This window comes from Staphylococcus sp. HMSC14C01 (assembly GCF_001808085.1).
Classification (GTDB): Bacteria; Bacillota; Bacilli; order Staphylococcales; family Staphylococcaceae; genus Staphylococcus; species Staphylococcus hominis.
In genome coordinates, this window is record NZ_KV792025.1 from 1 (window position 1) to 26179 (window position 26179).

Annotated in this window: 18 protein-coding genes; 5 read left to right on the forward strand and 13 right to left on the reverse strand. The window is 31.4% G+C overall.

Annotation, left to right across the window (positions count from 1 at the left end; translation table 11 throughout):
- Positions 1–48: 48 nt before the first annotated feature.
- Together fabF and HMPREF3131_RS03900 are read right to left on the reverse strand one after the other, a co-directional pair.
- A complete protein-coding gene (gene fabF, locus HMPREF3131_RS03895) occupies positions 49–1293 on the reverse strand; it encodes a beta-ketoacyl-ACP synthase II (protein WP_048761198.1) in 1245 nt (414 codons plus the stop codon).
- 13 nt (positions 1294–1306) lie between these two features.
- A complete protein-coding gene (locus tag HMPREF3131_RS03900) occupies positions 1307–2248 on the reverse strand; it encodes a beta-ketoacyl-ACP synthase III (RefSeq protein WP_002488368.1) in 942 nt (313 codons plus the stop codon).
- A 225-nt stretch (positions 2249–2473) separates the two neighbouring features.
- Here HMPREF3131_RS03900 and HMPREF3131_RS03905 point away from each other — a divergent pair, with 225 nt between their 5' ends.
- A complete protein-coding gene (locus HMPREF3131_RS03905) occupies positions 2474–2674 on the forward strand; it encodes a DUF2929 family protein (RefSeq protein ID WP_017175830.1) in 201 nt (66 codons plus the stop codon).
- Between the two features lie 101 nt (positions 2675–2775).
- Here HMPREF3131_RS03905 and clpB read toward each other — a convergent pair whose 3' ends face one another.
- The 3 genes from clpB to HMPREF3131_RS03920 form a co-directional block, all read right to left on the reverse strand.
- Positions 2776–5385, reverse strand: coding sequence for an ATP-dependent chaperone ClpB (clpB, locus tag HMPREF3131_RS03910; RefSeq protein ID WP_048761195.1), 2610 nt, complete (start codon positions 5383–5385; stop codon positions 2776–2778).
- Positions 5386–5676: 291 nt separating this feature from the next.
- Positions 5677–7491 carry an acyltransferase family protein gene (locus HMPREF3131_RS03915; RefSeq protein ID WP_061544379.1) on the reverse strand — a complete coding sequence of 605 codons (1815 nt, stop codon included), beginning with the start codon at positions 7489–7491 and terminating at the stop codon, positions 5677–5679.
- Positions 7492–7975: 484 nt separating this feature from the next.
- Positions 7976–8284 carry a metal-sulfur cluster assembly factor gene (locus HMPREF3131_RS03920; RefSeq protein ID WP_002448080.1) on the reverse strand — a complete coding sequence of 103 codons (309 nt, stop codon included), beginning with the start codon at positions 8282–8284 and terminating at the stop codon, positions 7976–7978.
- Positions 8285–8403: 119 nt separating this feature from the next.
- Here HMPREF3131_RS03920 and HMPREF3131_RS03925 point away from each other — a divergent pair, with 119 nt between their 5' ends.
- Both HMPREF3131_RS03925 and HMPREF3131_RS03930 read left to right on the forward strand, forming a co-directional pair.
- Positions 8404–9225 (forward strand): Cof-type HAD-IIB family hydrolase, encoded by an 822-nt coding sequence (locus HMPREF3131_RS03925; RefSeq protein WP_061544378.1) that lies wholly within the window; start codon positions 8404–8406, stop codon positions 9223–9225.
- 82 nt (positions 9226–9307) lie between these two features.
- The gene (locus tag HMPREF3131_RS03930) at positions 9308–10630 is read left to right on the forward strand and encodes a CoA-disulfide reductase (protein ID WP_061544377.1); all 1323 of its coding nucleotides are present in this window, start codon (positions 9308–9310) and stop codon (positions 10628–10630) included.
- A gap of 40 nt (positions 10631–10670) precedes the next feature.
- Here HMPREF3131_RS03930 and HMPREF3131_RS03935 read toward each other — a convergent pair whose 3' ends face one another.
- From HMPREF3131_RS03935 to HMPREF3131_RS03970, 8 genes are all read right to left on the reverse strand, one after another.
- Entirely contained in the window at positions 10671–11072 is a 402-nt protein-coding gene (locus HMPREF3131_RS03935) for a YisL family protein (protein WP_070436470.1), read from the reverse strand.
- Positions 11073–11201: 129 nt separating this feature from the next.
- A complete protein-coding gene (locus HMPREF3131_RS03940) occupies positions 11202–12104 on the reverse strand; it encodes a fumarylacetoacetate hydrolase family protein (protein WP_017175836.1) in 903 nt (300 codons plus the stop codon).
- A 121-nt stretch (positions 12105–12225) separates the two neighbouring features.
- Positions 12226–15891 carry a helicase-exonuclease AddAB subunit AddA gene (gene addA, locus HMPREF3131_RS03945; RefSeq protein ID WP_070436471.1) on the reverse strand — a complete coding sequence of 1222 codons (3666 nt, stop codon included), beginning with the start codon at positions 15889–15891 and terminating at the stop codon, positions 12226–12228.
- Positions 15884–19372 carry a helicase-exonuclease AddAB subunit AddB gene (addB, locus tag HMPREF3131_RS03950; protein WP_070436472.1) on the reverse strand — a complete coding sequence of 1163 codons (3489 nt, stop codon included), beginning with the start codon at positions 19370–19372 and terminating at the stop codon, positions 15884–15886. The genes addA and addB overlap by 8 nt, the downstream gene beginning before the upstream one ends.
- Before the next feature lie 128 nt (positions 19373–19500).
- Positions 19501–20067 (reverse strand): signal peptidase I, encoded by a 567-nt coding sequence (gene lepB, locus HMPREF3131_RS03955; RefSeq protein WP_049335139.1) that lies wholly within the window; start codon positions 20065–20067, stop codon positions 19501–19503.
- 14 nt (positions 20068–20081) lie between these two features.
- Positions 20082–20606 (reverse strand): signal peptidase I, encoded by a 525-nt coding sequence (gene lepB / locus HMPREF3131_RS03960; RefSeq protein WP_061544373.1) that lies wholly within the window; start codon positions 20604–20606, stop codon positions 20082–20084.
- Positions 20607–20610: 4 nt separating this feature from the next.
- Complete coding sequence (locus tag HMPREF3131_RS03965; protein ID WP_037555865.1) at positions 20611–21186, reverse strand: TVP38/TMEM64 family protein; 576 nt, start codon at positions 21184–21186, stop codon at positions 20611–20613.
- Between the two features lie 367 nt (positions 21187–21553).
- On the reverse strand, positions 21554–22885 hold the full coding sequence (locus HMPREF3131_RS03970; protein WP_061544372.1) for a glucose-6-phosphate isomerase: 1332 nt from the start codon (positions 22883–22885) through the stop codon (positions 21554–21556).
- Positions 22886–23213: 328 nt separating this feature from the next.
- Here HMPREF3131_RS03970 and HMPREF3131_RS03975 point away from each other — a divergent pair, with 328 nt between their 5' ends.
- Together HMPREF3131_RS03975 and argH are read left to right on the forward strand one after the other, a co-directional pair.
- Positions 23214–24416, forward strand: a complete 1203-nt coding sequence (locus HMPREF3131_RS03975; protein WP_061544371.1) for an argininosuccinate synthase — start codon at positions 23214–23216, stop codon at positions 24414–24416.
- Positions 24409–25788, forward strand: a complete 1380-nt coding sequence (gene argH / locus HMPREF3131_RS03980; RefSeq protein WP_002455540.1) for an argininosuccinate lyase — start codon at positions 24409–24411, stop codon at positions 25786–25788. Before HMPREF3131_RS03975 ends, argH begins: the two co-directional genes overlap by 8 nt.
- Positions 25789–26179: the final 391 nt, after the last annotated feature.

The window sequence follows — 26179 nt, forward strand, 5'->3', positions numbered from 1 at the left end:
TTATCTAGATACTTTATGTCCCGGACTCTTCTACTCTTAACTTAATTTTTAATCTTTAAACTTTTTAAATACTAATACTGCGTTATGTCCACCAAAACCTAGACTATTACTCATTGCATATTCAATTTCTAAATCTTGTGCTTCATTAGGAACAATATCTAAGTCACATTCTGGATCTGGTGAATCTGCATGAATCGTCGGTGCAACTTTAGAGTCACGAATAGATAATGCAGAGAAAATTGCTTCAATTCCCCCAGTAGCACCTAATAAATGTCCTGTCATCGATTTAGTTGAACTAATTTTTAAGTTTTTAGCTGCATCTCCAAATGTATTTTTAATCGCTTTAATTTCATACAAGTCACCTACTGGCGTACTTGTACCATGTGCATTTAAGTATTGAATATCTTTAGCTTCAATACCTGCATCATCTAAAGCCGCCTGCATTGCACGAGAACCACCTTCGCCTTCAGGTGCTGGTGCAGTAATGTGATAAGCATCTCCAGTTGAACCATATCCTACAACTTCAGCGTAAATTTGTGCGCCACGTGCTTGTGCTGATTCTAATGATTCAATGACTAAGATACCAGCGCCTTCACCCATGATAAATCCATCACGTCCTTCTTGGAAAGGACGACAAGCTGTTTCTTTATCATCATTTGTTGATAATGCACGACTTGCACTGAATCCTGCAAGTGCCATATGCGTAATAGGTGCTTCAGTACCCCCAGTAATCATAGCATCAGCAGCACCTCTTTGAATGATTTTAAATGCTTCACCGATAGAATTTGTACCTGTGGCGCAAGCAGTAACAGTTGAACCATTAGGTCCTTTTGCACCTAAATCAATTGAAACTTGGCCAGTAGCCATATCAGGAATAAGCATTGGAACAAAGAAAGGACTAACTCTTCTTGGTCCCTTATTCTTCAGTATTGTATGTGCAACTTCAAATGTTTCCATTCCACCAATACCTGAACCAATCCATACACCGATACGATTAGCATTATCGTCATTGATAGTTAAATTAGCATCTTCTACAGCTTGTCTTGCCGCTACTACTGCATATTGTGTAAAACGATCCATGCGACGCGCATCTTTTTTCGAAATATAATCTTCAATATTAAAGTCTTTTAATTCACCTGCTAAATGAACGTTATATTCTTCAGTATCAACGCGTGTAATTATATCAATTCCATTGACACCTTTTAAGGCATTTTCCCAATTTGTTTGGGCATCGTTTCCAATAGGTGATAATGCACCCATGCCTGTAATTACCACTCTTTTGTTTTCAGTCATACATTAAATCCTCCTATTTACCCCATTTGATTACCATAGCGCCCCATGTTAGGCCGCCACCGAAACCTACGAGTACTAAAGTGTCATCATCTTTAATTCTTCCGTTTTCTAACTCTTGTTGAATACTTAAAGGAATCGAAGCAGCTGACGTGTTTCCAAAACGGTTAACTGAAACACTCATTTTTTCTCTTTCAATACCCAATCTTTCACGTGCTGATTCCATAATTCTGATATTTGCTTGATGTGGTATAAACATATCAATATCATCAGATTCTAAACCAGCTTTTTCAACTACACGTGTAGACGCTTCGCCCATAATTCTTACAGCGAATTTAAAAACTTCGCGTCCATTCATTACTAGTTTACCAGTCTCTTTATTTAAATATAAGTATTTTCCACCTGACCCATCTGAGCCCATTTCATAGCTAATAATACCTCGTCCTTCTGAGACTTCACCAATTACTACTGCACCTGCACCGTCTCCAAATAATACAGCAGTTGAACGATCAGTTAAGTCAGTGATTTTGGATAATTTATCCGCACCCACTACTAGAATATTTTTATAGTCTCCAGATTGAACATATTGTTTTGCAGTAATCATTGAATACATGAAACCTGAGCATGCAGCAAGTTGATCCATAGTAGGCACTTTACCAGTACCTAATTTTTCTTGTAGTATATTAGCTACAGATGGAAATGGCATATCTCCAGTTGCTGTAGCTACAATAATCATATCTATATCATTCGGTTTAATACCAGCATCTTCAATTGCTTTCTTACTTGCTTCATATGCTAAGTCTGACGTATCTTGGTCGTCACGAGACCAACGTCTTTCTTTAATGCCAGTCATTTTTGAAATCCATTCATCAGACGTATCTAAAAAACCTTCAAAATAGGCGTTATCGACTACTCTCTCAGGTGCATAAGCACCAAAACCTTTTATACCTACGTTCATGAACGTACACCTTCTCACTTCATTTTTTAATACCAGGTATTAATTTAACATACTTTTTAAATCTAACTCAAGTAGTTACACTTGATTAGACGATTTTGTTAAACAGTCACGAGCCAATAATTCATATAAAAAATGGCACAAATTTTTATACATTCTCTACTAATACTATACAAATAATTCACTTTACTTTAAAATGATAATATATATAAATTGGAGGTCATATATATGAAATACCTCGTAACTTTTATTTGGGCGTTAATCTTAACACAAATGGTTAACTTTGTACTTAATAGTTTAAATGGTGGCGGCAGTTTAGATGTGATTAAACCAATTATTATTGCAATCATCATTACCATTGCTATTGCCATTTTAGGTGCTATGATTAAACCTAATGATTTCGCTCGTAAAGGGAATAGAGACGTCTAAATGGTATTGTATTACGTGTTTGGAGTAATATAACGCTCTTAACAAGTTTAATAATAAGAAAAGGCATTGGAAAGCTTTGCTTTCCAATGCCTTTTTATATACTATTCAGCTGAAGGTTTTTGTACATCAAATGTTAATTCTTGACTATCGTTAAGATCAACATTTACTTTTGTACCTTCTGGCATATTTTCTTTAATCATCATACGAGCAAGTGGTGTTTCAATTTGACGTTGTACAAAACGTTTAAGTGGTCTAGCACCAAATTGTGGTTCGTATGCTTCTTCACCTAACCATTTTTTAGCTTCGTCTGATACTTCAATTGAAATACGTTGATCCATTAATCGAATATTTAATTGAGTTAAAATTTTATCTACAATCATACTCATATCATTTATAGATAATGGTTTAAATAATACAATATCATCCATACGGTTTAAGATTTCTGGTTTAAAGAATGCATGTAAACTATCCATAACTGCTTTTTCAGTGCTTTCAGTAATTTCACCAGAATCTTTAACATTTTCTAATAATATTTGTGAACCAATATTACTTGTCATGATAATAATTGTATTTTTGAAATCTACGCTACGACCTTTAGAATCAGTTAAACGCCCTTCATCTAAAATTTGAAGTAACACGTTGAATACATCACTATGTGCTTTTTCAACTTCGTCGAGTAGAATAACTGAATATGGGTTACGTCTTACCGCTTCAGTTAATTGACCACCTTCATCATGGCCTACATAACCAGGAGGCGCACCAATTAATCTAGAAACAGAATGTTTTTCCATATATTCACTCATGTCAATACGAATCATATGTTTTTCAGAGTCGAATAATGATGAAGCGAGTGATTTAGCTAACTCTGTTTTACCTACACCAGTTGGACCTAAGAATAAGAAACTACCTATTGGACGATTAGGATCTTTTATACCTGCACGCGCTCTCACTACAGCATCTGACACAAGATCAACCGCTTTATCTTGCCCTACGACACGTTCATGTAAGATATCACTTAAGTTTAATAATTTTTCTCTTTCTGTTTCGACTAATTTAGAAACTGGAATACCTGTCCATTGGCTTACAATATCTCCAATTTCCTCATCAGAAACAACTTCGCGAATCATGCGTTCATTATCGCCTTGTTCATCATGGAAAGCTTCTTCGTATTCTTTTAATTCTTTTTCTAATTGTGGAATCGTACCATATTGTAATTCTGCTGCTTTTTCATAATTACTTTCTGTTTGCGCATCTTCTAAAGCTTGACGACTACGATCTAATTCAGCACGTTTTTCTTGAACTTTCGCGATTTTTTCTTTTTCTTGTTCTACACGAGATTGTAATGACGCTTGTTTTTCTTTTTCATTTGAAAGTTCTTCTTGTAATTCTTCTAATCGATGTTTACTTGCATTATCTGATTCATTTTTTAATGCACTTTCTTCAATTTCTAATTGCATAACACGGCGATTAACTTGGTCTAATTCAGTTGGATTTGATCCCATTTCTGTTCGGATAGTTGCACAAGCTTGGTCGACTAAATCAATTGCTTTATCTGGTAAAAATCGATCAGTAATATAACGATCTGATAATTCTGCTGCTGCTACTAAAGCACGGTCTTGAATACGCACACCATGATAAACTTCATAGCGTTCTTTTAAACCACGTAAGATTGAAATTGTATCTTCTACGTCAGGTTCACTTACACCTACTTTTTGGAATCGACGTTCTAAGGCTGAATCTTTTTCAATATATTCTCTATATTCATTTAATGTTGTAGCACCGATACAATGCAATTCACCACGAGCTAACATTGGTTTTAACATATTACCAGCATCCATTGCACCATCTGTTTTACCAGCACCAACTAACATGTGAATTTCATCGATAAATAGGATAATACGTCCATCTGATTCTTTCACTTCTTTAAGTACTGCTTTAAGACGTTCTTCAAATTCGCCTCTAAATTTTGCACCTGCAACTAATGCACTTAAATCTAATTCAAAAATAGTTTTATCTAGCAATGATTCCGGCACATCTTTACGTACAATACGTTGTGCTAATCCTTCTACAATTGCAGTTTTACCTACACCAGGCTCTCCAATTAATACTGGGTTATTTTTAGTTTTACGGCTTAAAATTCGAATGGTATTACGGATTTCTTCATCTCTACCAATAACTGGATCCATTTTGCCTTGGCGAACTTCTTCTACTAAATCTCTACCATATTTCTCTAAAGCTTCATAATTTACTTCTGGATTTTGTGAAGTCACATGATTTCCCCCTCTAACTTTAGTAATAATTTCTTTGACTACTTCTTCTTTATTTCCTACAAATTGTTGTGTTGTTTCATCAATGTCCATAGCAGCACGTAAAATATGTTCCATTGAGATATATTCATCTTCATATTCTTTCATATATGACTCAGCTTTATTTAATAATTCGTTTGCTTTTGAGCCAATATATTGTCCATATTGAACATTATCACCTTGTACTGATGGATAGTGTTTTAATTTTTCACTATACGCTTGATTTAGTTGATCAGTGTCTATATTTGCACGTTCTAAAATACTTTTAAACAAGCTTTCGTCTTCTTCTAAAGTTCCTTTTAGTATTGCTTCAATTTCAATATTTTGTAATTCATTTTCTTTACTTAATTCAATTGCTTTTTGCAAAGCTTCTTGTACTTTATAAGTCATTTGATTGATATCCAAATGTATTCACCCCTACTTTTTGTATAAGAGTATGGTCAAATACTCCTTCGTTTGACTTTGACTTTCTTTGACCTTAATTACATTATAGACCTTCTTTACTAATTAATCAACACTTTTACTCATCTTTTTAACAATTCAATAAATCCTATCATATCAAGCATTCATTTACGTTTCATTCATTACTTATCATATTACCTTACTATTTAAACATTGTTACCTTAATTTTTTCTTAAATGCTAAAAAAGGATTAACTTTGTGAGCATCCTCAACTAGTTAATCCTTTTTAATTATTTATTTTTTAGTCATATTTTTTAGTATTTCATCCGATAATGCTTGTACCCCACTATGTTCTAAGTGCACACCATCAGATGCAAAATATTCAGTGTGACCGGCAGAACGTTTATACCAGTCTACTAAAACAACATTTTTATGTCGCTTAGCTGCGTCTGAAAGTTGTTTATTTACATTATCTTGCCAGCTTCTCGGTACCCTTGTATTAACTAAATATATTTTAGCTTTACCAAATTTACTAATAAGTTGATCAAGCTCATCTTGAGTAAAATCTCCATTTGTACCAAGTTCTAATACAACTTGATTTGATGGTTTATTATAATTAGTATAATTATTTGCAACTATCAGGGCTTCTTGTAAATGACGACCTACTTTACCATCTATAGTTGCTTTAGGAACTTGAGATTTAAATTCTTCACCAATATCTACCATAACTGAATCGCCAATAAGTAATGGGCTGATATTTGTGTAAACTTTATCTTTATTCTCACTCTTACTTGTTTGTCCATTTAACTTAATATTTTCACCGGGCATCATTTTGACTAAATATTTATCAGCAGTACTTGTATTAAAACTGTTTGCTTTATTTGCAATTTCATCTTTTCCAAATCGATCAAATGCACCCATAAATATTAATAACAATGGAATCACAGCTATGATAGTAACTATTGTTCTTATAAATTTAGGTCTACGTAATCGGTCAAAAGAAAATGCGCTTAACCCTTCACGTCTAAATGGTGTTTCAATATAACGATAAGATAATTCTGCAAACGCCACAGTTAATAGTATATCTAAGATATATACATATATTGGTAACTGACCATCAACAAAATGTATATGTAGAAAACTAATGACGGCGAAATGCCATAAGTATAAACTATATGAACGTTTTCCGATATACACTAACAAAGGATGTCCTAGAAATTTAGCAATCATTGTAGATGGGTGAACGACACTTGCAATAACAAATAATGTCACTAAAGATATCAAATAAAACCCGCCATTGTATATCCAATCATTATCGTCGTTAACAGTGAAGAATAAAATAATTAAGATAAGTAGGCTACCTATACCAATTCCATCTATTGCACGACGTAATCGTTGTGGTGGATTAACTTTTAATTTAAATGGTGGCCAAACAAACGCCAATATGACGCCTAATAATAATGTTTGTAAACGAGTATCTGTACCAAAATAAACACGCGAATATCCCACATTTGGTTGTGATATAATGACCATTTCTAATAAAGAGGCCAATGATACTATCCAAAATATAAGTGTCACATTACGATATTTTTTAATCGTAAGTAATAATATCACTAAAATGAATGGGAAAAATAAATAAAATTGTTCTTCGATAGCAAGAGACCATAAATGTTTAAGAGGCATGAATGAAAATTGTTCAAAATAGTTAACGTCTTTAGCGATATACCACCAATTTGAAACATAAAATAGCGCTGCAATAATATCATGTTTAACTCTAATAATTTGTTGAGGTTCAAATAATAAGGTTGCAATACCTACTGTTATTAATAAAGCTATCACCGCTGGCAGTAGACGTTTTATGCGTCTAATCCAAAATTGTTTAAGATTAATAATTCCTTTTTCTTCATACTCTCTCAAAAGTAAACTTGTAATTAAATATCCTGAAATAACGAAGAAAGTATCTACACCAATAAAACCTCCAGTTAGCCACTTTCTATTCAAATGATATATAATGATGCCTAATACGGCAATTGCTCTTAGACCATCTAAACCAGGCATATAGCGCATTTTTGTTTTATCCTGCACGCCCTTTTCTAAATTTTGTTTCATTGTTCACATTCTTTCCCTATTAAATAATAAATTTTCAATAAATTCATTAGATATAAAAGCACTAAAATCAGAATAACAATAAAGTTAATTATAGAAGTTTATATGTATGATTGGTCATTCTATAGTCTATGAATTTAATACACTGTATAATATGATTCTGTGTTTTATACTAAGTTGACTGAAAACTTGATATACAATTAAATAAAATATAAATTCATTTTCATTGATTAATTCTTAATTGTTGAAAATTATACTTTTCCTAAGATATAAGTCTTATGTATTGTAGTATAACCTAGACGTAAATTCAATTTATATTACAATTGTGTCATTTCTTTTTTACTCATTTAAAAATAAAATTGTCACATTCTTATATATTAAAAAAGAGAGTAGAAGAAAAATTCATCCCCTACTCTCTATTAAATATTGTATCTAGCGCTTCATAATAAATAGCTTCATACATTAATGCTATCGAGCTCGCTTAAATTTATCCAACGCCTAATGCGATTTTTGCATATCTAGACATCATATCTTTATTCCATGGCGGATTCCAAACAATATTAACTTCTGTATCTTGAATCTCTGGAATTTCGGCTAATACTGTCTTAATTTGATCGATGATTTGTGGTCCAAGTGGACAGCCCATAGACGTAAGTGTCATTTCTACAGTACATAATCCTTCATCATCAACGTTTACTTTATATACTAAACCTAAATTAACAATGTCTATACCTAATTCAGGGTCAATTACCATTTCCAAAGCGCCAAGGATACTATCTTTTAATGCTTCTTCCATTAGTATCACCTCTCCATAATTATCTTTACACTAATATATCAAATATCCGACAAAACGCCAATAAAATGCTATGATACAAATAAACTAATATTTATGAACTGTAATGCAAGGAGATATTTATGAAACCTTATTTAATTTGTTTAGATTTAGATGGAACATTATTAAATGATAATAAAGAAATTAGTGATTATACAAAAAAAGTTTTAACTTCTTTACAAAAACAAGGTCATTACTTAATGATTGCAACTGGACGTCCTTATCGTGCAAGCCAAATATATTATCATGAACTTAATATGAATACACCTATTGTTAATTTTAATGGTGCCTACGTTCATCATCCAAAAGCAGATGACTTTGAAACCAAACATGAGGTATTAGATGTAGATATCGCTAGAAGTATTATAGAGGCACTTCAAAAATCTAATGTTACAAATATTATTGCTGAAGTTAGAGACAGTGTCTTTATCAATAATCATGATCCTCGATTATTTGAAGGTTTTTCAATGGGTAATCCTAAAATTCAAACAGGCAATTTATTAGAAAAACTTGATGAATCTCCAACTTCCATATTAGTGGAAGCTGAAGAAGTGAATATCACACGTATTAAACAAATGTTAACTCGTTTTTATGCTGAAAATATTGAACATCGTCGTTGGGGTGCACCCTTTCCTGTTATTGAAATCGTAAAACGAGGTATTAGTAAAGCTCGTGGCATTGACTATGTTAAATCATATTTAAATATAGATTCTTCTAATATTATTGCATTTGGAGATGAAGATAATGATTTAGAAATGATTAAATATGCTCAATACGGAATTGCTATGGACAATGGTTTAGATGATTTAAAACATATCGCTAATCATATCACTTATTCCAATAACGAAGATGGAATTGGGCGTTACCTAAATGAATTTTTCAAACTAGAAATACCTTATCAATAATAAAAATGAGAGTACTTAAAGTAAGATTCTAAAAATTATAATTGTATCTCACTTGTTTACTTCTTAGTTATGGAGGATATGTATGTCTAAAATTATTATAGTTGGTGCTGTTGCTGGGGGCGCAACATGTGCAAGTCAAATTCGTCGCTTAGATAAAGAAAGCGACATTATCATTTTTGAAAAAGATCGAGATATGAGTTTTGCTAATTGTGGTTTACCTTACTATATTGGACATCTCGTTTCTGATCGTCATCAAATATTGCCTATTACACCAGACATTTTTAAAGAGAAGAAAAATATTGTAGTTAAAACACATCATGAAGTAATTGAAGTAAACGATCAACAACATGTCGTACGTGTATTAAATCATCAAACAGGCGAAACATTCGACGAAACTTATGACAAATTAATCTTAAGTCCTGGCGCTAGTGCGAATACTCTTGGATTTACTAATAATTTTACTTTCACTCTAAGAAATGCAGAAGATATGGACCAAATCGATCAATATATTTCTCGTCATAAAGCTAAGCGAGCATTAGTTGTCGGTGCTGGTTACATTTCATTAGAAGTATTAGAAAACCTTTATCAACGTGGTCTTGATGTGACATGGATTCATCGTTCAGATAAAGTCAATAAATTAATGGACCAAGATATGAATGCAGCCATTTTTAGCGAAATTGATCAAAGAAACATTTCATATAGATTAAATGAAGAAATTGAATCAATTCAAGCGCATACTGTTTATTTTAAATCTGGTATACATGAAGATTTCGATATCATTATTGAAGGTATAGGAACTCATCCTAATTCATCATTTTTACGTTCATCAAATATTCATATAGATAAACAAGGTTTTATTCCTGTTGATGATTGCTTTAAAACAAATATACCTGATATTTATGCTCTAGGTGATGTCATCACCTCACATTATCGCCATGTAAATATGAATGCTCAAGTACCTTTAGCTTGGGGTGCTCATCGTGCAGCAAGTATTATAGCAGAACAACTCTCAGGTAATAAACATATTACATTTAAAGGTTTTCTTGGTTCAAATATTGTAAAATTTTTTGACTACACTTTTGCGAGCGTAGGAATAAAACCTGAAGAATTAAGTCTATTTAATTATGAGATGGTTGAAATTAAGTCTGGTGCACACGCAGGATATTACCCAGGTAATACACCCCTACACTTACGTGTCTATTTTAATAAAGACAATAGACAATTAATACGCGCCGCAGCAGTTGGAAAACAAGGCGCCGATAAACGTATTGATATTTTATCAATGGCTATGATGAATCAACTTACAGTAGATGAATTGGCTGAATTTGAAGTTGCCTATGCGCCTCCTTATAGTCATCCTAAAGATTTAATCAATATGATTGGTTACAAAGCACGCAATATATAAAAAGAATCGTTTGAGTAGACACTCAAACGATTCTTTTTACTTAACTTAAACCGAACATTTTAGATAATGGACCCCATGGTAAGATAATTCCAAGAGCCATAGTAATAATAATTAAAATAATTGTTGCCCAAAATAAGCCATGACTAGGTGCATGTTTTTTTCTTTTATCTAATGATACTTCCATTAAAGCAACAACACCTAAGCCACATAACATTTTTAAAGTAAGAAGCATGTGGTTGCCACCTTCACCATGACTCGCTGCCATAAACTCTTCAATTAATTCCCAAAATCCTGAGAATATTGTAAGGAGCATAAAGACTCTAAGCCCCATATGTAATGATTTAAAAGTTGGTGTTGGCCCCTGTGATTTTGAAATGTGTAAAAATGCAATAATATATAACACAATGGTTAAAACCCAACTCACAATATGCATATGTAACAAGACTTGATTACCTCCAATATTTATAATCACTTTCTTTTAATTATCATAACATATTTCCACTTTTTAAGTATTAAAATTTAAAAAGGAGAGAAGCCTTAGCTTCTCTCCTTTTAAACATAACTAGCATTATTATTTGGCAATATAAGTTGTCAAAGTACCAATGTTATCAATAGTTACTTTAACTTCATCACCTGGTTGTAAGAATTTTGGTGGTTGTAATCCAGCTCCTACACCCGCTGGAGTACCGGTTGCAATGATATCACCAGGATGTAAAGCAACATATTTAGAAATTTCTTGAATTAAGTCATCAATTTTATTAATCATTTGACTAGTGTTTCCATCTTGGCGAATTTCATTATTCACTTTAGTGACAATATTAACATTTTCTGGAGTAGGTAATTCATCTTTAGTAACAATATATGGTCCCATTGGGCAACCACCTGTTAAACTTTTAGATAAGAATGCTTGATCTTGTGCATTTTGAGCAGTGCGGTCTGTAATATCATTAATGATAGTATAGCCATAGACATAATCTAATGCTAAGCCTTTAGGAATCTTTTCGCCATATTTACCGATAACAATTCCTAATTCACCTTCGTAATCTAACTGATCTGTAATATCTTTATGATTTGGAATTGTTGCGTTATCACCAGTTAAAGAAGAAGCTGCTTTAGTGAACACATATAAACGTTGCACTTCATGATTTAACTCAGAGGCATGATCTTTATAGTTACGACCAAAAGCAATAACATTATTCGGTGGTGTTACAGGAGGTAAAAATTCAATATCATTAAATGAGAATTTATACTGATCTGCTTTTCCACTATTTTCAACAGCTACTATTGCTTTACGTACTTGTTCTTGGAAATCAAGTGTTTGGTTTTGTTGTAAACCTTCAAGTAACGTTTGTGGATGGAAGTCTCCTTCACCAAATTCAGCAAAAATTTGTTTTAAATCCCATACAGCGTCTTCACGCTTTACTTTAACGCCATATGATTCAGCGTTATTGTATTTGAATGATAAAAATTTCATTCATTATCAACTCCTCATCTATATCTTATTTCATATTATAACTTTAATTATTAATAAATAACAAATATATATGTCTGAAATTTTAGAAATTTGACGCATCTTTTCTAAAATAAGATTGATATTATAAAGCATCTTCAATGCTCATTTCACCGAATTGGAAGAAATATAAATAGCCGTTCACTCTTTTATTTAGTATTGTTTCTAAGGTGTTTTTGTAATATTTCATTTGAATTTTATACTTATCACGTAATTGTATTCCAATTTCTTGATCCGTCAGCCCTCTTCTTCGATTAAAAGCGTCTGTTTTGTAATCTACAAAATAATATTGATTATCTTTAATAAAAATCAAATCAATCATACCTTGGATAATGGAGACATCTTCATCTAAATCTGGTATTTCATCTACACGTGCTTGGTTAACTACAAACGGTAACTCTCTGTATACTTCATCAGCTTGTGCAATTTTCATATATAAGTCACTACGAATAAATTCCATAATTCTTTCAAATTGGATATCTTTTTTAGCGTCTTCTTCAATAATGTGTTGATCAATTAACATATGAATATAGTCATCTAACTCTGTTTCAGTTAATCGTTGTTCTCTAAATGGAAGATGCTGCATGACGGTATGCATCAATGTACCAATTTCATTAGCTTTACGTTTTCTTTCTTCTCTTAAGAATTTAGGACGTTCATAAGTATAAGCACCAATGCGATATTGTCTTACCCTATCGTAACTTGTTCCATCTTCTTTAGTTTCTAATTGACGTTTTAATTCAGATACAGATTGTTTTGATGGCTTTTGAGTATTTTTTATAAATGGATACTTAAACGTTAATTGATGAATCATTTGTTGTTCGTTTTCTTTATTATTCGGAGCCTCTTCTTCAATATCATTGATAGTTCGATGTAATGTCTCATTTGAATCACCTATTAAAGATAATTCATCGAAATGAATAATTTTCAAATCTACATATGGTTTCAAGCTGTCATCTAATTGATTGATAGATGTCTCAAATTGATAATCAGATGTGATAGATTGAGATAAGTGTTTCGCTAAAATACTATATACCAGATTAAAAGGTCGTTCTACTGATAATCTTTTATGAAGTGCAATGAGTTGATTTGAAATAGGCAAACGTTCATACTTTCTTAACTTTTCTTCTTTATCTACCGTTCCGATTAGAATGAGCTGTTCTTTTGCACGAGTTAATGCCACATACATTAAACGCATCTCTTCAGAAATCAATTCTTTTTCTGTTAATGATTTAACAACTACAGATGAAAGTGATGGATAAGAAATATTGTCTGTTAAATCATAGTACTCCATTCCTAAACCATATTTTTGATTTAATACTAAAGGTTTCCGAATATCTTCTTTATTAAAATTCTTAGAAAGACCAGAATAAATAACATATGGAAACTCTAAACCTTTACTACTATGAATTGTCATCATTCGAACTACATTATCATTAGGTCCTATCACATTTTCTTCACCAAAATCTTTTTTACGCTCTATCAATTCATCGATAAATCTTATAAATTGATAAAGTCCTCTAAACGTAGAATTTTCAAATTCTATTGCTTTATTAAACAATCCAAAAAGATTAGCGCGTCTGCCTTTACCACCAATCAGTCCACTAAAATATTGAATGACATAATGATCATTATAGAACTTATCAATTAACTGATACACAGGATGTGTTTGCCCATAATCTTGATATAAATGTATATCTTCAATAAAACGACGTAATTTATTAACTAATTGTGCGTTAGCTTGATCATATTTTATATAGTGTAAAATTGATTGATAAAAGTAATCATCGTTTGAACTGACTACTCGAATTTCAGCAAGTTCATCTTCAGTAAATTGATAAATAACAGAGCGCATTAACCCAACTAGATAAATATCTTGCAATGGGTTATCAATCGTTCTAAGAAACGATAGTACTAGTCGTACTTCCGTTTGTTCAAAATAACCTTCCTTACTATTAACATGGAACGGAATATTATTATCTTTAAATACTTTTTGCAAACGTCTAGCATTACTCATTCCACGTTCTAAAATAACAATATCTTTATAAGTTGCTTTACGATAGGCATTGTTTTTCGCATCATAAACGAGTTTATTGTCAAGGATATGCTTTACTTGTTCAACTACATAATATGCTTCTTGTTCTTGTCTATCTAAGTCTGTGTCCTCATTTTCAGATTTAATAAGCGCATGTAATTCGAGTGGCATTGCTTTTTCTGGATAATAATGAGCTCCGAAATATAAACGTGCATCGGCATCATAATTAATTTCTCCAACCGCTTCATCCATCATATGATCAAAAAGATAATTAGTCGTTGAAAGTACTTCCTTTCTTGAGCGGAAGTTATTAGATAAGTCAATTCGAAGTCCCGTTTGTTGCCCTTCTTTAGTGAATCGATGATATTTACTCATAAACAATGTAGGATCCGCTTGCCTAAACTTATAAATAGATTGCTTTACATCTCCCACCATAAATAAGTTGCCATCTAATTCATCACCACGTTTGATAGTAGATATAATTGCCTCTTGTACCTGATTGGTATCTTGATATTCATCAATAAGTATTTCTTCAAATTGATGACGATACTCTTTAGCGATAGTAGAAGGCGTCCCGTTTTCATCTGTTAATATTTGTAAGGCAAAATGTTCATAATCTGCAAAATCTAGTACATTTCTACTACGTTTTTTCTTAGCAAAATCATTAATGATATCTTTAATGATTTGAACTAAATATTTTATCCGAGGCGCTAACTGTTTCATATCGTCTTTAAGTTCATCTACTGAACGCATTAAATATTTATTTTTTACATTTTGAATGGTTTCATTATATTCTTTATAGAAAGATTTAATATCTTCAAGTGTCTCTAAATCTTCATTTTCTTTTTTTATTTTTGATGACATTTGTGGAAACTTTTCAGGTGTATGATTAAGAAGTGCATCTCTATTCAAAACACCATCTTCTAATATTCTTTGGCATATCATTTTCTCTCTTTGAACAACTTCTAAATGTTTTTCAACAGCATTACAATGGGATAAAAGATTTTCTGCTTCAAGAAGTGAGTCAAATGCTGCTTTCATATATATTTCTGCAAGTATTTTTAATTCTTTAAGGTAGTCTTGTTGCTTCTCATCATTCTCGTAAGGATCGACTAATGAATCTAACCATTTAAATGGTGAAGGATTAGCTATACTAAAATAATAAAATCGTTTTAAAATTTCTCTAAATCCATCGTCATTTCTATAATTTGATAGTTGTTCGACTAAAGTCAAAAATTCAATATCAGGATCTTCATAATGATGTTCTAGTACTTCATCAATTGATTGCTCTAATAAAAGTACATTTTCAACTTCACTAATCGTTCTAAAATTAGGGTCTAGTTGGATAACATCATAATGTTGTTGAATCACTTTTAAACAAAAACTATGCAGTGTAGAAATTTGAGCTTGATGTATTTTTATACGTTGACTTTTTAAGTGTTCATTCTTAGGATCCTCTAATGAAGCTTGTTGAATACGTTGTTCTACACGATGTTTCATCTCTCTAGCACTTAAGTTCGTAAATGTTACTACAAGTAATTTATCAACATCTACTTCGTCTCTTAAGATTTTTTGAATAATACGTTCAACTAGAACAGCTGTTTTTCCCGAGCCAGCAGCTGCTGCAACTAGTATATCTTGTCCTTTTGCATATATACTGTTCCACTGTGCATCCGTCCATTGTGCATCTTTAGGTTTTACTGGAATATTATTCATTGTCCTCACCGCTTTCTAATTCGACCTCTTGAATTGCTTGAATTGGATTAATCGATTCATCTACATGGCGATAATGTTTACTATCAATAAGACTATCTACGTGACATACTGACTGGAAACTACAAAATTCACATGGTAATTTGTCTTCAAATTTAAGTGGAGCTACTTCTGTGTGACCATCCATAATATTTGAAGCAGTCTCAATAAAATTATTTTTATTGTGTTGAATAAATTTATGAATCGTTGTTTCATCAGCAACTTGGCTTCCCCGTGCACTAATACCTCCATCTTTTTTTAATGTCACGGGTACAATATCTGATTTAGATATCTCGTTAAGTCTTATATCCATAGCATCTATAACTTCAGCATCACTATTGATTAATCCTTTTAATTTATATTCTTTTAGAATAGCTTGATTAATATTTTCCTTATTCAATGCCTCTTCAGTTAAATCGCCCCATTTTTCAAATTTCAAACGTTCATCATGAATGTGGAAATATAACAATCCACCTGGTTTAACCTCTGAACTTAAACCAAGCCGCTCTGAATTTTGTAATACGATATCCATATACGTCATCATTTGCATCTGTTTACCATAATAAACTTTTTTCAAATTTAAATTGGCGCTATGATTAGATGATTTATAATCTATAATATTTACAAAACTTGTATTATTTTTTGTATAAGCATCGATACGATCAATTTGTCCACGAATATGAATCGGTATCCCTTGTGTCGTCATTAAGGGATGTGCAATCAACTCTTCTTCCGTTCTTGGTTTCTTTCTAAAAGCAGTTTCAAAACGTTTTGGTCTAAATTTTGTATTCTCATTTTGATAACGAAGTGCCTTTAACGTACTTTCAACAATGACACCTATACGTTTAGATACATAACGATAATATGCATTGGAATCCATTAAATTAAATTGCACTTGTGGTAAGACATGTTGTAGAGCTTCTTCAGTAAGTGCATGGATTTTCTGATTATCCAATTGACTAAATTCTCCATTTACTTTATCCGAAATATATTTTAAAGCATTATGAAAAATATTACCTAAATCAAAACTTTCAAGTTGATATTTGGTACGTTCATTTAGACGAAGGCCATAAGTAGCATAATGTTGGAATGGGCAATCATTATAACCTTCAAATCGTGAAACACTAGCATTAATAGACGTTCCATATAATGCTTCTGACAATTGTGGTGTGAGTTGAATGGTTTCATTATCATATGTTAAAGCTGTTGATAAATAGTTTATACTGTCATTTAATTCTTCATTTTCACTTATAACTTTATAAGCATCAAGCCACGTATCTGCTACCGCTTCTTCTTCCAACCACGATTTCAATGCTTCAAATAAATGAATTTTAGTTTGATGTGGATGTTCCATTAATGTAAGAGGATAAGCATAATGAAGATAATGAATATTTTTGATATCCAAATTACTGAACAGTGCTTGAATCTGATTTAAAAATGGACTTTTCTCTTTTTCATCTCCTTGCATCCCCATAAGACTATATGAAAAAGTCATTTGTTCACATGCACGTGTCATAGCAATGTAGCATACAAATGCTTCATCCATTTGTAAGATATCAGAGGTTGGACTTAATTCAACACTTCCTCGTTCCTCTAACAAACGTTTTTCTTCATCAGTGATTAAGCTTGAAGATGACAAGGGCTGTGGCATCACTCCATCGTTCATCCCAACCATATAGACGTGTTTTTTATTATCAACTTTTGCTAAATCCATAGTCCCTATGCTAACTTGATCCAATGTTTGAGGAATCATTACAAATTCAAGTTGCTCAAGTCCAATGTCAAATACTTCTAAGAATCGATTTAAACTCATTTCTTCTTCTTCAAATACTGTGACTAAATCATCTAATATTTGTATTAATCCATTCCATAATTGGTCAATTTCTTCTGCTTTCTCATGGTCTCCTTTTAAATCTAGTTCATCACGGTGGGCCATTAAATATTTAGGCAAATCAAAAGCTTCCATTGTTTCATAAAATGCAGTTGCATAATCTCTAACATTTTTAGAGTGAAGCATGGCTTGTTCAAAACGAAGTATTTTATTTACAACATCATCCTTTAAGCGTACGACGTCTTCAAATGCTTCTTTTTCTTCTTCAGTTAATTGATGCGCTTTACGTCCCATTTTTGTAAAATTATCGATATTAAACAATTTATCATCTAACCATTTTTTACCGTAAATACCTCGTTCAATGACAAAGTTTTCTAATAGATCAATTAAGTAACTACTATTTTTAAATTGATGAGATAAAATATTGGTTTTAAATAGTCTCATCATTGGACTAAGTCCCATATTACTTTGGATAACTTCTAATAAAGAACGTATCATTTCCATTATAGGATGATGTGTCATCGATTTTTTAGTATCAATATTATAAGGAATATCATATTGTGGCAAAATAGATTCAAATAGATAGGCATATGTTTCATCTCTATATAAAATTGCAATATCTTGATATCTAAAGTGTTTATCACGTGTATCTTTAATAATACGTCGTGCTATTTCATTAACTTCTTCTCTCATATTCGATGACTCAAGTAAATCAATATAACTATGGGATTGAGTTGGATTAACTTGAAGTGCGTCAAATTGTTGTTCTAATTGTAATAAATCCTTATTTTTGAAACGATATGGTGTTGTAAAATAATGTTCATTTAAAGGTATATGTAATTCATTTGCAATTTCTTTTAAGTGAATAAGTACGTCAGAAGGTTTTCTAAACATACTAAAGTGATCTTCATTACCATCTGTAGTTAATAATATAGTAACTTGTTTAGCATTTTGTACTAATGCTTTAATAATTTGATATTCAAGTGTTGAAAAGTTATAAAATCCATCTATATAAATATCAGCATGCTTAATCCACTCAGATTTGTGCATTATTTCAATAAAATAATTAAGACTGTCTTCAGCGGTAATAAATTCTCCATTTAATCGTTCTTCAAAATAATGATAAATAAGCGAAATATCTTCTAGTTTATGTCGGGTTCTTGTTTGTAATTCATTATCTTCTAAAAATAAGTCAAGTTGATGAGGTGTTACAGAATATTTCTTAAAATCTTGGATTTGTTCACTTAATTTTTCACTAAAACCATAATAATCTGCTTGAGATTGATATAATTTCATTTCTGATTTGTGTTGTTGAACGATATTGAATATCATCATTTCAATAGCTGCTTTAGTTAAACGTGTTTCAGTTAATCCTCCGAGTTCTTGAAAGATTCTATAGCTCAAACGCTCAAAATGTAAAACTTCCGTTCTTAAACTCCCATTTAACTCTCGATCATTTACGAAAGATTGCTCCAATTGAAACGTACTTTGGGTAGGTGCAATTAAAATGATAGGATCTCCAAGAGGATTTTCTTTCATTTGTTGTTTAATATTTTTAATCATATGATACGATTTACCGGTACCAGCTCTTCCAAGATATGTATTTAATTCCATTATCTACACGCTCCTTTAAACTCATTTTACCACGGAACATACGTTCTTAAAAAGTAAAGTAGATAAAATAAAAGTAGAATGCGAATTCACCTGAATTGACATTCTACTTTCATTTTTAAATTGATATCCTACTTATCTGGATTAAAATTAAATTTAAAATCATTTAATGGCCAAAATCTAAATGATACTTTACCGACGATTTGTTGTTTATCTATTAATCCAAACGCTCTACTATCTTTACTAACTTCACGGTTATCTCCTAATACTAAGTATTTATTTTTAGGAATAACGTTAGAGTTAGGATGAGCATTAAGAAGATCCTTAGTTTCAAAAGATCCTGTAATGTACTCTCCTTGTTTATGTTTTTCATTATAGTCTAAGTAAGGCTCATTTACCTTTTTCCCATTAATATATAGCTGATCTTTTTTATATGTCACACTATCTCCTGGTACGCCTATTACTCTTTTAACATAGTCATCAGATTGATTAGCATGGAAGACAATAACATTTCCTTTTTTTATGTTTCCTACCTTATAACCTAAAATGTTAACCATCACATGTTGCCCATCTTTTAATGTTGGATCCATTGAGTCACCTTTTATTGTATAGGATTTGGCAACAAAAGTGACTACAAGCCATACGAGCAATAAACCTACAGCTATCGCAACAATCCATTCTGTTATTTCTTTTTTCAAATATAACACCTCATCTATTTATTAAACTCATAGTTGAATGATCTAAAAGGATAATATCTTAGACATACATTTCCTATAACATCACTTTTTTTAATTAATCCATATCTTCTCGAATCAGTTAATGTATTACTATAATCATTCAACACTAAAAATGAGTCAGGTGGAATAATATCCCCATCAGTATTTTCTAAATCTCGTAATGCGAAATCATTAATATCTCTATTTTTAGCATAATATTTATTCACTTGTCTATCATCTTTATATAATTTACCATGCCTTATTTCTATCGATTCGCCTGCTTTCCCAATAATACGACTAAAATGAATTTGATTATGATGCCGATACATAATAATATCCCCTTCATTTAATAAATTAAATGTCACTTTCAATTTATTAATCATTACATAATCATTTTTATTTAGAGTGGGGGCCATTTCATTAGTATGAACAATTGCGCTTCTTAGTAAAAAAATTTGAATAAACATCACGAAAATAATTGCTAAAATAATGGATATACTTGTACTTATAATTCGACGCAAAATGTCACTCCTCATGTGTTCCCATAAAATGTTTTTCAACTCTTTTTCCAATAAACCATATGACTATAGTAACAATAATTAAAATAATTGCTCTTATAGGATGAGTTAAAAATGTAGTCACTTCTCTACCCATCACCGCTAAAAATGATATGGAAATAAGCTTTGAAAATAATAAAATAATAAAATAATTCTTCATTTTAATATGAGAAAAACTAGCTACAAAGTTCACTACTGTATTAGGTGTAAATGGAAAACACATTAATATAAAAATAGGAACAAGACCTTGTTTATCTATAAAATGTGTGAGTTTTTTCACACCTTTTTTTGCTTTAACTCTTTGCATAAAAGATGTATCAACGAATTTCCTACAAAAATAAAATACAGTAAATGTTCCAGCGACGATCCCTAACCAACTAATAATAGTTCCTGTAATAAAACCATAAATATGAACGTTTAAGATGACATAGAGAGTTAAAGGAAAAACAGGAATTATAGCTCTTAAATAGAGAATAATAAAACCTGCAAAGTATCCTAATTGTTGTAACACATTAAACCAATGTTCAATTTGATGAAACACTATATCATCAAATCCTTTCTTGAAATTTCATCATTCTCTATTGAGTATAAAATTATTTTACACTCTTTTCTTAAAAAAACTATTAATTCACTAAGAAATCAGTCACAAGTACTAGATAACAGATTTAACATTAGTCATATTAATCTTTTAAAAAAGAATGAGCCTGAATTCACAACGAATTCAATCCTTTTCTCTTGACCCCATCTTACGTTAAACAAAAACTTCTTTTTATGAAAGTCTATATGCTAAAAAAGATTGATATAAGTATATATTCAATTGAGTCATTGACTGCCAATATATTAAAAATGCCTAAGACAGCTCATCGTGTCCTAGGCTTTAAATGATTATTTTATTTAAATTTATGTTGATATTATAAACGTTCTTCTAATTCTTTTTTCTTATCCTCATAACCTGGTTTACCAAGTAAAGCAAACATATTTTGTTTATAAGCTTCTACGCCAGGTTGATTAAATGGATTAACACCTAATTGATAGCCACTCATCGCACAAGCTAATTCAAAGAAGTAAACGACATAACCGAATGTTTCTTCATCTAAACGTGGGATATTCACAACGATATTAGGAACGCCACCATCAGTATGAGCTAATAATGTACCTTCAAATGCTTTTGTATTAACTTCATCGATTGTTTTTCCAGCTAAATAATTTAAGCCATCTAAATCGTCATCATCTTTTTCAATTGTAATATCATGTTTAGGTTGATTTACTTTTACAACAGTTTCAAATAAGAAACGGCGTCCTTCTTGAACATACTGACCTAATGAATGTAAATCAGTAGTATAGTTTGCGCTTGAAGGATAAATACCTTTAAAGTCTTTACCTTCAGATTCACCGTATAACTGTTTCCACCATTCATTAAAGTACTGCATAGATGGTTCGTAGTTAATTAACATCTCAGTTGTATAACCTTTACTATAAAGAACATTTCGAATTGTTGCATATTGATATGCAATATTCTCTTCTAAATTTTCAGATGATAGTTCTTTACGAGCTTTATTTGCTCCATTCATAATTGCTTCAATATCAATACCTGCAGTTGCAATTGGTAATAATCCTACCGCAGTTAATACTGAATAACGACCACCTACATCATCAGGTACAACAAATGTTTCATAACTTTCATTATCTGCTAATTGTTTCAATGCACCTTTTACTTTATCAGTTGTAGCAAAGATACGTTTTTTTGCTTCGTCTTTACCATATTTTTCTTCAACTAATTGTTTAAACAATCTAAATGCTACAGCAGGCTCAGTCGTTGTTCCTGATTTAGAAATCACATTTACTGAAAAGTCTTTATCAGACAAGTAATTCACTAATTCTTGTGTATAACTTGAAGATAAGTGATTTCCTACAAATACAATTTCAGGATATTCTGTATTGTTACGGAAAGATGAAGTAAGCATTTCAATTGCAGCACGTGCACCTAAATATGAACCGCCAATTCCGATAACTACCAATACATCTGAATTCGATTGAATATGTTTCGCTGCTTTTTGAATTCTAGAAAACTCTTCTTTATCGTAATCTTCAGGTAAATTTACCCAACCTAAAAAGTCGCTTCCAGCACCCGTACCTTCATGAATCGTTTTATGAATTGTTTTTACAATATCTTTTTGTTGATCAAGTTCATGTTGACCAAAAAATTCTAACGTTTTGCCATAATCTAATTGAATATGAGTCATTTATAGATCCTCCAATGTTTATGAATTAGTTTCATTTTACTAACTTTAAGTTATCTATTCAATGAACAAGTTCAATTATTCAAAAAATAGTCTGTTTTTTTTTTTAGAATCATTGAATTACTTTACTTTGTAATGAATACACAATTGAAATAGCAATCAACTCTTTAGTTGTAGTAATATTCAATGAATATAGAAATAACAATAAATGATTAATAATATTCCAATTATCTTTATTTTGTATAAATATGTAAAAAAATGGTTTTATTTTCAAAAACAATCTGTTAGTATAGAATTATATTAATTTTCAGAAAAATTTTGAGGTGACAATATGAAAGATAAAATTGTTTTAGCTTATTCAGGTGGATTAGATACTAGTGTAGCTGTTAAATGGCTTATAGATAAAGGGTATGACGTAGTGGCAGTATGTTTAGATGTTGGCGAAGGTAAAGATTTAGATGTTGTTTATTCTAAAGCATTAGACATGGGCGCCGTCGAATGTCATATTATTGATGCAACTAAGGAATTTAGTGAAGATTATGTAAGTTATGCAATAAAAGGAAATTTAATGTATGAAAATAGTTATCCTTTAGTATCTGCGCTTTCAAGACCCTTAATAGCGAAGAAATTAGTAGAAATTGCTGAACAAACAAAGTCAATCGGTATTGCACATGGTTGTACTGGTAAAGGTAATGATCAAGTACGTTTTGAAGTAGCAATTAAAGCACTTAACCCTAATTTGAAAACATTGGCTCCTGTTAGAGAGTGGGGCTGGAGTCGTGAAGAAGAAATCGACTATGCAATCAAACATGGTATTCCTGTAAGTATTAATCATGATTCACCTTATTCAATCGATCAAAATTTATGGGGTCGTGCAAATGAATGTGGTATTTTAGAAGATCCCTATGCTGCTCCACCGAAAGATGCATATGATTTAACTGCTGAATTAGAGGATACACCAGATACACCAGATGAAATTATCTTATCATTTAAAAATGGTGTTCCTGTTCAACTTAACCATAAAGACTATGATTTAGATCAGCTAATTCTAACATTAAATGATTTAGCTGGTAAACATGGTATCGGACGTATCGATCACGTAGAGAATCGTTTAGTTGGTATAAAATCACGTGAAGTATATGAAACGCCAGGTGCTGAAGTTATATTAAAAGCTCATAAATCTTTAGAAACATTAACATTAACTAAAGATGTGGCGCATTTTAAACCAGTCATTGAAAAACAATTTGCTGAACAAACATATAATGGTTTATGGTTCTCACCTTTAACAGACAGTCTAAAGCAATTCATCGATAGCACTCAACACTATGTTGAAGGAGATGTTAGAGTTAAATTATTTAAAGGTAATGCTATTGTTAATGGTAGAAAATCGCCTTATACACTTTATGATGAAAAGTTAGCAACTTATACTAAAGAAGATGCTTTTGATCAATCAGCTGCAGTCGGCTTTATTGATATTTATGGACTGCCAACACAAGTAAATGCTTATTTACATGGAGGTTATAGTAATGAGTAATAAAGCATGGGGAGGTCGTTTTCAACAACAACCTGAAGAGTGGGTAGATGCGTTTAATGCTTCTATTGACTTTGACCAAACGCTTTTAGATGAGGATATTCAAGGTAGTATTGCACATGCAACAATGCTTGCACACCAAAACATTATTTCTGAAGAAGAAAAAAATGCTATCGTAAAAGGTTTGAAAGATATACAGGCAGATTTTCATAACCATAATATTGAATTTAAACACGCTTTAGAAGATATACATTTAAATATTGAACATGAACTGATACAACGCATTGGCGATCCAGGTGGCAAGTTACACACAGGTCGTAGCAGAAATGATCAAGTAGCAACAGACTTACATCTCTATGTAAAAAAACAGGTCATTGAGATTCAAGCACTTATTCGTTCATTCCAAGAGTCTATTTTAACTCTAGCAAAATCTCACGTAGAAACGATTATGCCAGGTTATACGCACTTACAACGTGCTCAACCTATTTCTTTCGCTCATCATATCATGACATATTTTTGGATGTTGGAAAGAGACTATACACGTTTTGCAGATAGTTTAAAACGTATTGATATATCTCCTCTTGGCGCTGCAGCATTGAGTGGCACTACACATCCTATCGATAGACATGAAACTCAAGAATTACTTGGTTTTGAATATATTTATGAAAATAGTCTTGATGCAGTGAGTGATCGTGATTACATTATTGAAACATTGCATAATATATCATTAACAATGACTCACCTATCACGTTTTGCGGAAGAAATCATTTTTTGGTCTACGGATGAAGCGAAATTCATTACACTATCTGATGCATTTTCTACTGGTTCATCTATTATGCCTCAAAAGAAAAATCCAGATATGGCTGAACTCATTCGTGGTAAAGTTGGACGTACGACAGGACATTTAATGAGTATGCTTGTCACATTGAAAGGCTTGCCTCTTGCATATAATAAAGACTTACAAGAGGATAAAGAAGGTTTATTTGATTCAGTTCGTACGATGAAAGGTTCTTTACGTATTTTTGAGGGCATGCTTAATACGTTAACGGTTAATACAAATCGTTTAAATGAAACAGTGCATCAAGATTTCTCTAACGCAACAGAACTTGCAGATTATTTAGTAGATAAAAATGTACCGTTTAGAACAGCACATGAAATTGTAGGAAAAATTGTCTTTGAATGTATTCAACAAGGCATCTATTTATTAGATGTACCATTTGAACGTTATCAAGAATTAAATGATAAAATCGAAGAAGATGTATATGATTACTTAAAACCAGAAAATTGTTTAAATAGAAGAAAAAGTTATGGTTCTACAGGCCAAGATGCTGTTCGTCATCAATTGAACGTTGCAGAAAATATTTTAAAACAATAATGAATACTATTATTAAATGACTATGAATCGAATAAATAAAGATTCTAATAAAGCATCTACTTGAGGATTAACTCTAAATCGCTTAATCGTTTTATAAGAAGGGGTTTGATTTTGTGAAGATCACATCATTTGTGAGAATAAGTACTGAAGTTTCCTTTCGTAGAGTCAGTGAAGTCATGTTAGAATTTTTATACATAAGGTACTTCGTTAATTTAGTTTAGTGTTGTTTATTAAATTATACGAAAGTGCCTTATTTTTTTAAAGATTTCACTGTAAAATTACATATACATACAAAGTAATTGGGCGAGACTCATTTTTAGTTAAATTTAATTTAATTATTTTAACTTTCTCTATATTTATTGTTAATAAATTAATAGTTTTGCTAAAATTT